This is a genomic window from Gracilibacillus oryzae (assembly GCF_009498735.1).
Classification (GTDB): Bacteria; Bacillota; Bacilli; order Bacillales; family Amphibacillaceae; genus Gracilibacillus; species Gracilibacillus oryzae.
In genome coordinates, this window is sequence record NZ_ML762427.1 from 115,552 (window position 1) to 123,020 (window position 7,469).

At 37.5% G+C, this 7,469-nt stretch carries 8 protein-coding genes; 1 reads left to right on the forward strand and 7 read right to left on the reverse strand.

Translation table 11 applies throughout. The annotated features are described in order from the left end of the window. Nucleotides 1-56 precede the first annotated feature (56 nt). From F9U64_RS07465 to yfkAB, 4 genes are all read right to left on the reverse strand, one after another. The gene (locus F9U64_RS07465; protein ID WP_153402387.1) at nucleotides 57-656 is read right to left on the reverse strand and encodes a response regulator transcription factor; all 600 of its coding nucleotides are present in this window, start codon (nucleotides 654-656) and stop codon (nucleotides 57-59) included. Beyond that, nucleotides 653-1,783, reverse strand: a complete 1,131-nt coding sequence (locus F9U64_RS07470; RefSeq protein ID WP_153402388.1) for a sensor histidine kinase — start codon at nucleotides 1,781-1,783, stop codon at nucleotides 653-655. The genes F9U64_RS07465 and F9U64_RS07470 overlap by 4 nt, the downstream gene beginning before the upstream one ends. 80 nt (nucleotides 1,784-1,863) lie before the next feature. Further along, the gene (locus tag F9U64_RS07475; protein ID WP_153402389.1) at nucleotides 1,864-2,922 is read right to left on the reverse strand and encodes a Delta(5) desaturase DesA; all 1,059 of its coding nucleotides are present in this window, start codon (nucleotides 2,920-2,922) and stop codon (nucleotides 1,864-1,866) included. Between the two features lie 191 nt (nucleotides 2,923-3,113). After that, nucleotides 3,114-4,244 carry a radical SAM/CxCxxxxC motif protein YfkAB gene (gene yfkAB / locus F9U64_RS07480; RefSeq protein ID WP_153402390.1) on the reverse strand — a complete coding sequence of 377 codons (1,131 nt, stop codon included), beginning with the start codon at nucleotides 4,242-4,244 and terminating at the stop codon, nucleotides 3,114-3,116. Nucleotides 4,245-4,596: 352 nt separating this feature from the next. Here yfkAB and F9U64_RS07485 point away from each other — a divergent pair, with 352 nt between their 5' ends. Further along, nucleotides 4,597-5,550, forward strand: coding sequence for a GGDEF domain-containing protein (locus F9U64_RS07485; protein ID WP_194287305.1), 954 nt, complete (start codon nucleotides 4,597-4,599; stop codon nucleotides 5,548-5,550). A gap of 51 nt (nucleotides 5,551-5,601) precedes the next feature. Here F9U64_RS07485 and F9U64_RS07490 read toward each other — a convergent pair whose 3' ends face one another. The 3 genes from F9U64_RS07490 to F9U64_RS22895 all read right to left on the reverse strand — a co-directional run. Then, entirely contained in the window at nucleotides 5,602-6,591 is a 990-nt protein-coding gene (locus tag F9U64_RS07490) for an acrylyl-CoA reductase family protein (RefSeq protein ID WP_153402392.1), read from the reverse strand. Between the two features lie 102 nt (nucleotides 6,592-6,693). Continuing rightward, nucleotides 6,694-7,170: a DUF2798 domain-containing protein gene (locus F9U64_RS07495; RefSeq protein WP_153402393.1), complete on the reverse strand. Its 477-nt coding sequence runs from the start codon at nucleotides 7,168-7,170 to the stop codon at nucleotides 6,694-6,696. A gap of 167 nt (nucleotides 7,171-7,337) precedes the next feature. Then, on the reverse strand, nucleotides 7,338-7,469 hold a 132-nt coding region (locus F9U64_RS22895), incomplete at its 5' end, for a 4Fe-4S binding protein (RefSeq protein ID WP_228275628.1).

Here is a 7,469-nt window from a genome sequence, read left to right on the forward strand (position 1 = left end):
GACATTGTATGCTTTTTTTATCTAAAAAGCAAAAAATAGAGACCAGCAACATGTCCCTATTTCAGCCACCCTTTTTCCTTTAATTTTGCAATCGCTTCGATCCGGTTTTCAACTTCCAGTTTATCCAGGATTATCGAAATATAATTCCTTACTGTCCCGTTTGATAAGAAAAGCTCCTTGGCAATATTTTTGGTTGTTTTGCCATCAGCCATTAATCGCATTACATCAATTTCTCTTTCCGTTAATGGATTAGGTTCTGTAAAGGCGATATCAATTAATTCCGGGGCATAGATACGCTTCCCTTTCATTATTTTGCGAATAGAATCTGCCAATTCCTCACTTGGGCTGTCTTTCAGCAGATAACCCATTACCCCTGCGTTTCTTGCTCTCTCGAAATAACCGGGCCGTGCGAATGTTGTTAGTATGATTACCTTACATGAATGATTTTGTAACTGCTCTGCTGCGTCTAGCCCTGTTTTTACAGGCATTTCAATATCCATTATACATATATCAGGGTTTGTATCATTGACCAGTTTAATAACATCTTCTCCGTTATTCGCTTTGCCGACAACTTCCATATCATCTTCTAGATCAAGCAAAGATCCAAGCGCCCCTAATAAGAGCTGCTGATCCTCCGCTAATACGATACGAATCAAATGGATTCCTCCCCTACCTGTTTAATGACTTTCGGAATCGTAATCTGTAATGCTAACCCCTTCTTCCGAGCGTTAATATGCACGTCTCCATTCACAAATTCCAATCTTTCTTCCATCCCCTTTAAGCCATTTCCATATAATATGTTCTCTTTTGCCCCAATACCATTATCTTTAACAAGCAGCAGGAAATGTTCTGCCTTTTCTTCAAGGACGATAGAGCAGAAGTTTGCTTCGCTATGTTTGACAACATTGGTGACAGCTTCTTTTAAACACATACTTAATACATTTTCAATAAATAGCGGGATCGTGTTTTCCTTTATCTTCATTTCTACCTGATGTTTAATTTGAGCGACACGAAGCAATTGTTTTACATGATCAATTTCATCGGCAATCTTGACACTGCGCATTTCTGACACCATCTCGCGCACTTCCTTCAATGCCTGGCGGGCTGTTTTTTGTACATCTTCCATTTCTTTCTTGGCTGCTTCACTATCTTTCTCGATTAATTTACTGGAAAGTTCGCTTTTTAAACCAATCATCGATAATTTTTGTCCCAATGTATCATGCAAATCCCGTGCAATACGGTTTCTTTCCTCTATGATAGCAAGCCTTGCAATTTTGCGGTTTGCATCTTCCAGTTTTCCTTCTAATTCCTCTTGTTTCAATCTGTTATACCGATTAATTGGTATCAATATAATCCCTAATATCGTCATAATAAGAAATGGCAATTGACTGATGACTAAGGAATAATCGATAAGGAATGCAATTAATACAGCTGCCACTGTTGTTACTAAATGAATAACATACATCGTAATGAATCCGGCTTTTCTTTTGATATTCCCTATAAAGAAAGCAGTAAATAAAGCAAAATAGACATAACCGAAAACAATAACCATTGTAATATTGATTAGAAATTCGATACTTATTCCTGTATAAACGAGCTTCCCTCTAGAAGAAAAAGTCACCCAATAGACAGCAAAAAATATTAAAATTAAACCGATTCCAACACCTATTTCGATAAGAGAAGTTGAGCGGAAGATAAAATAAAATGGCAGTACACAGAAGATAATCCATATATATAAACTTAACCCTGTATTTTTCGGAAAAATATGATACCAGTGCTGCACTTCCTTCACCCTTTCTTATCTGAACCATTATTATTATACCACTTCCAGAAAGTTGTAAAAACAAAAACAAACGCTTCGAATTAAGAACGAAGCGTTTGTGAAGCTTTTGTTGGCTGGACGGTTCTTTTTTGTTTTTCTTTCTCTTCAAGCTGTTTTTTCATTTCTTTAAAGCTGACAAATGTTTTCTGGTCCTCATCATATAACCTGAAACGAACAGATTCTAAGCTTGTCTTCAATGTAATGGTTGTTGCTTTATGCAACGGCGGTGTTTCCTGATGCGCTTTATCCAGATTATAATTAGGAACTCTTGGTGCAAGGTGGTGAACATGATGATAACCTATATTACCAGTTAACCACTCTAACCATTTAGGCAGCTTGTAATAAGAACTGCCATCAACCGCAGCTTTTACATAATCCCACTCTGATTCATTCTCGAAATAAGAATCCTCGAACTGATGCTGCACATAAAACAGCCAGATCCCTAAAAGGCCTGCAATATAAGCGATTGGCAATTGGACGAGAAGAACTGCTTCCCAGCCTAGTGTCAGAACAATTACTGTGTAAGCAATGACTAACATAATGTTAATCAAGTACGTATTCCAACGTTCTTTTTTCCTTGCATCTTTTCGATTAATTCGATTGGAGTATAAAAATAACATAAAAGGTCCTAATCCGAACATAACCAGTGGGTGACGGTATAAACGATATTGCAGCCGTTCAAAGCGTGAAGCTTGCTTATATTCTTCCACTGTCATGATCCAGATATCACCAGTACCGCGCTGATCTAAATTACCGCTGGTTGCATGGTGTATCGAGTGTTCCCTTTTCCACTTTTCAAATGCAAAGTGTGTGATAACTCCCGTAATGGTCCCTAAAATTCTGTTTATTTTCTTGTTTTTAAAAAATGACTGATGGGCACAGTCATGAAATATAATGAATGTTCTGACCATAAACCCTGCAGCAGCTATAGAAAATGCGAAACTTAAGAATATCGAAACAGATAAACTTTGATAGGCTAAAATCCATAATATGAAGAAAGGTATGATTGTATTAATGATCTGGATAACACTTTTTTTCGTTTGCGAAGTTGCGTATGGCATAACATCTTTACGCAATTGAGCTTGTTTTGCTTTACTCATCATCATCCCTCTTTCTAAACTTTCTAGTATCATTAGTTTAAAACAAAAGAGGGATTATTATTAGACACATCTGTCAGATATTGAACATGACAAATGTCATATTAATAAGAGAATGGCAAAACAATTCCGCTCGGATAACGGTGAGAAAGGCTAGTCACTATCTGCTGATTGTAACTAGCCTATTATTAATTCTACCTTTTTATATTAGCTGATCTTTTTGTAAAGTCTTCCCCTTGATAGTACGTGTTTTTCACTAAAATATTTGGTCCAAGACACTTCACTGCAGGACAGTGACAATTAAGCGATTTTGCTGTTTTCGATTTCATCCACTTGTCATATGATTCTGTTAGTGTTGTATCTTGAATGTTCCCCAAAGAAGGTTCTTCATCGTCACCGAAGTCTGTCACGATTACTTCACCGGAGAAAATATTGACGTTTAATCTTGAACGGCCATCCGGATCATTCCTGACTGTAACGTTTTTTTCCTTATATAATCTTTGCAATAAAGCTAGTTCTTTCTCATTTTGATTACATGGATAGAATGGTAATGTGCCAAAAAGCATCCATATGTCTTCATTGCGGTGATTCAACAGTCTTTCTATCCCTTGCTGCATCTCTTCTAATGACAATGTTTGCAAGTTACTCGCAAAGTCAACAGGATACATCGGGTGGACTTCATGCCGGATACATCCCATTTCCACAATATGATCATGAATGGATTCCAGGTATGGGAAAGTGCGTTTATTTAGCATTGTTTCCGCAGAGACCATCACACCTTCTGATGCTAATCTCTGTGAATTCTCCACCATCCGCTCAAAATATCTCTTTCGATTTTCATCACTAGGTTTTCTCTCCATATTGGCAAAGCCTGTTTCAGCAAATTCTTCAGGTGTACCCCAATTATGAGAAATATGCAGCACATCCAAGTAAGGGATTATCGTCTCATACCTGGTATATGGCAATGTTAGATTCGAATTTATCTGGGTCCGGACACCACGCTCATGTGCATAACGGAGCAATGGAACAACATATTCCCGAACCGATTTTTTTGACATCATTGGTTCCCCGCCAGTGATGCTTAATGTGCGAAGATGCGGTATTTCATCCAATCTCTTTTTCAGTAAATCGAATGGCAGCGCATCAGGGTCTTTCTCTTTTAACGTATAACCAACAGCACAATGAGCACATCTCATGTTACATAAATGTGTTGTGGTGAATTCGACATTGGTTAACGTCATTTTTCCATATTCTTCGACATCCATATAAGCTTCCCAGGGATCGTATGCCGGGGTGATCTGATTTAATGTATTTACTGATGTCATATGTACAACATCCTCTCTTATGTAAAAAAGCCGCTTCCTTATTTGTTCATTCTAAACAGAAACTCTTATTATTTTAACAAATATCTTATGCTCGTGCCTATTATATATTATGAAAACGTTAGAGCTGTGATGAATATATGCTATACTTATGATGAAAATACAAACACTATATAGCTGATTACGTAAACAACATACATTTTTATTTTTTTACAAAGTTTTAACATGAACTTCACAATGGTATTTTATACTAAAAATAGTCCTATAGGAGCATAGAACTATCTGCCTACCACCATATATAATTATATTACTGGACAATATTTAATTCTTTGAGTGCGTAATGGAGGTACCAAAAATGAAAATTGAGCTTGGTGATATTATCGAGTATGCGATCTCGGTGAGTCCCGATACAGCTAACAGTGAAATTGATCAACTCTTCAAAGAAAACATAAACACACACGGAATTGTCATTACAAAAAGTAATAAACCTGTTGGTATCATTACACGAACGGATTTCTATCAAAAACTTGGTTCACTGTATGGTTATAATTTGTATATCAGCAGGCCTGTCTCTCTTCTTATGAAAGAGTTTATCCTTTGTTTCGACTATCATACTTCCATCATTGAAGCTAGCGAAAAGGCAATGAATCGCGGTTCTAATGAATTGTATGATGATATTATCGTCACCAAAGCAGAACTGCTCTATGGGGTTATCTCGATTCGTTCCTTATTAATGACATTTGCCAGTGTACAATCACAAGTTGCTTCATCATTGAACCCACTCACCAAGCTGCCTGGTAATCGAATTATCGATGAAAATATTCAGGAACTGCCATCCAAAGAAAAGTTTACTATCCTTTACATTGATCTGGACTATTTCAAAACATATAATGATGTTTACGGTTTTGCTAAAGGCGATAAAGTAATCCAGGAAACAGCCTCCATTTTGCAGGCGCACGCTCATCAGTATCAAGGCTTTGTTGGACACATAGGCGGAGATGATTTTATTATTATCCTTTATGATTGGGAGTTTGATAAGATCTGTGATGAGATTATCACAACCTTCGATCAGTCTATCGCCACTTTTTATAATCAGGAACACCAGAATCTGGGCTATGTAATTGCAGAGAATCGAAGTGGCACTCTTGAAGAGATACCACTCGTCTCCATCTCCATTGCGGCAGTGTCCAATCAATTTAAAAACTTTGACTCACCGGATGATATTGTTAATTTTGCTACACTCATCAAAAAAGAATGCAAATCAATCAAGTGCAGCTGTTATATATCCAATGAATTGCGTTGCAGCTGAACAGGTTAATATTTCTGAAGAATGACCAACAGGAGTCCCGAAATTGGACTCCTACAGTTTTACTAATATTCTGCCTGCCGCCTTTCCTTCTAATAGGATCGGTAAACTATCAGGCAATTGATCTATGCTTACTTCCGCTTGAATAATGCTTTCTAAATTATCCAGTTTATAATCTGACGCCAATAATTCCCATACTTTACGTCTTGTTTCCATCTGGCAGTACACCGAATCGATTCCAAGCAAATTTACACCTCTTAATATGAAAGGGAATACCGTTGCTGGTACTTTGGCGCCACCTGTTAATCCACTGACAGCCACTGCCCCGCCATATTGGATTTGACTCAGAATGGCTGCTAACTGCTCACCGCCAACAGGGTCAACAGCACCTGCCCATCTTTGTTCATCCAAAGGCTTTATTTTCTCTTCATACACGGAGTCCCTTGAAATAACGGAGGTTGCTCCTATATCTTTTAAGTAACTATGTGCCTCATCTTTCCCTGTACTTGCTTCCACTTCATAACCTAACCGTGACAAAATAGATACAGCAAAACTTCCCACTCCACCTGTAGCGCCTGTTACAAGAACCTTACTTTTTGACGGCAAGTTATTCTTTTCTAAACTCAAAACAGATAATGCTGCTGTAAATCCTGCTGTCCCAATGACCATTGCCTCTTTTAGTGACAAACCTTCCGGCAGTGGAACAACCCATTCTGCAGGAATGCGCGCATATTCACTATAGCCTCCAAAGTGGGAGACACCAATTTCATAGCTTGTTGCAATCACTTTATCCCCTGCTTTAAAACGCGGATCAGCAGATGACTCTACAACACCTGCTAAATCAATCCCTGGTATCATTGGATAGTTTTTGACAACTCCTCCCTTTGGTGTTGCTGCAAGACTATCCTTATAATTAACACTGGAATAATGGACTTTGATTAATACTTCCCCTTGAGGTAAATCGTCTATTGATAAACGTTGGACATTGACAGAAAACTGATCCTTTTCCTTATTTACAACTAGTGCCTTAAATGATTGATTCATCATGAATGCCTCCTGTTTATAATCATAAATAGCTTCTACCATTGTACAGATAATGATCATCTATTTACAAATTGTAAACATTATATACATCGGGTCACAAGATCATGCTACTTTTTCTCTTTGGACAAAGGTTGTGAAAATATAGCGGACGATTGGGCCCATTACTAATAATTGCAATGGAAATGCGAGTATAAAATTCTTCACAAAAATTGTTCCGTATGCACTAAGTACGCCTCGTCCGTCTAAACCGTGGCCTAAGTAAGACATTAACAGGCCGAACAGTGACATAAAGAACACCATTCCAATAATCATAGAAGTGGACATACATAAAACAACTAAGACCTTATTTGATTTATCAAAAGGCAGCCGGAATGTGAGTTTCTTAGCAAGCGGTCCTACGATATATAAATCCAGTATCAGTGCTACAATAAAGCCTGCTATAATTTCGGTCAGTACAGTTTGCAATGTTAATTTCTCTAGGTCCTCCAACATTAACAGATTATAAGTTGCCATTACGGAAACCATTCCCATACACATGATTACACCAAAAATCAAACTTTCCTTTTTATTTCTTGGCATTTGCCTCATCCTTTCTATTCTTGTAAGGTGATTAGTATATCAATAATAAATTTTTCTCATAAGTGAACATTTTGTGAACTTTTCAATCACAGCCTTAGAAAATAAAAAGAAAGTCTTGTAGAATTCTGCCTCTACAAGACTTTCTCTCTCACCATATATTGATGGTCCTAGCTTATATTAAAATACTTCTCCGCCTTATCCAAGTATACCTCTTGCTCTGGTGTTAAGTCATATTCTTCAAAAATGGCATCAACTGGGCAAACCGCTGCACAAGCCCCACAGTCAATGCAGATATCTGG

What these genes read in the sequence shown, in the direction of transcription:
- F9U64_RS07475 (WP_153402389.1), bottom strand. Translation starts at nt 2,922, where the DNA reads ATGAGTAAAGCAAAACAAGCTCAATTGCGTAAAGATGTTATGCCATAC.
- F9U64_RS07485 (WP_194287305.1), top strand. Translation starts at nt 4,597, where the DNA reads ATGAAAATTGAGCTTGGTGATATTATCGAGTATGCGATCTCGGTGAGT.
- F9U64_RS07490 (WP_153402392.1), bottom strand. Translation starts at nt 6,591, where the DNA reads ATGAATCAATCATTTAAGGCACTAGTTGTAAATAAGGAAAAGGATCAG.
- F9U64_RS07495 (WP_153402393.1), bottom strand. Translation starts at nt 7,170, where the DNA reads ATGCCAAGAAATAAAAAGGAAAGTTTGATTTTTGGTGTAATCATGTGT.
- yfkAB (WP_153402390.1), bottom strand. Translation starts at nt 4,244, where the DNA reads ATGACATCAGTAAATACATTAAATCAGATCACCCCGGCATACGATCCC.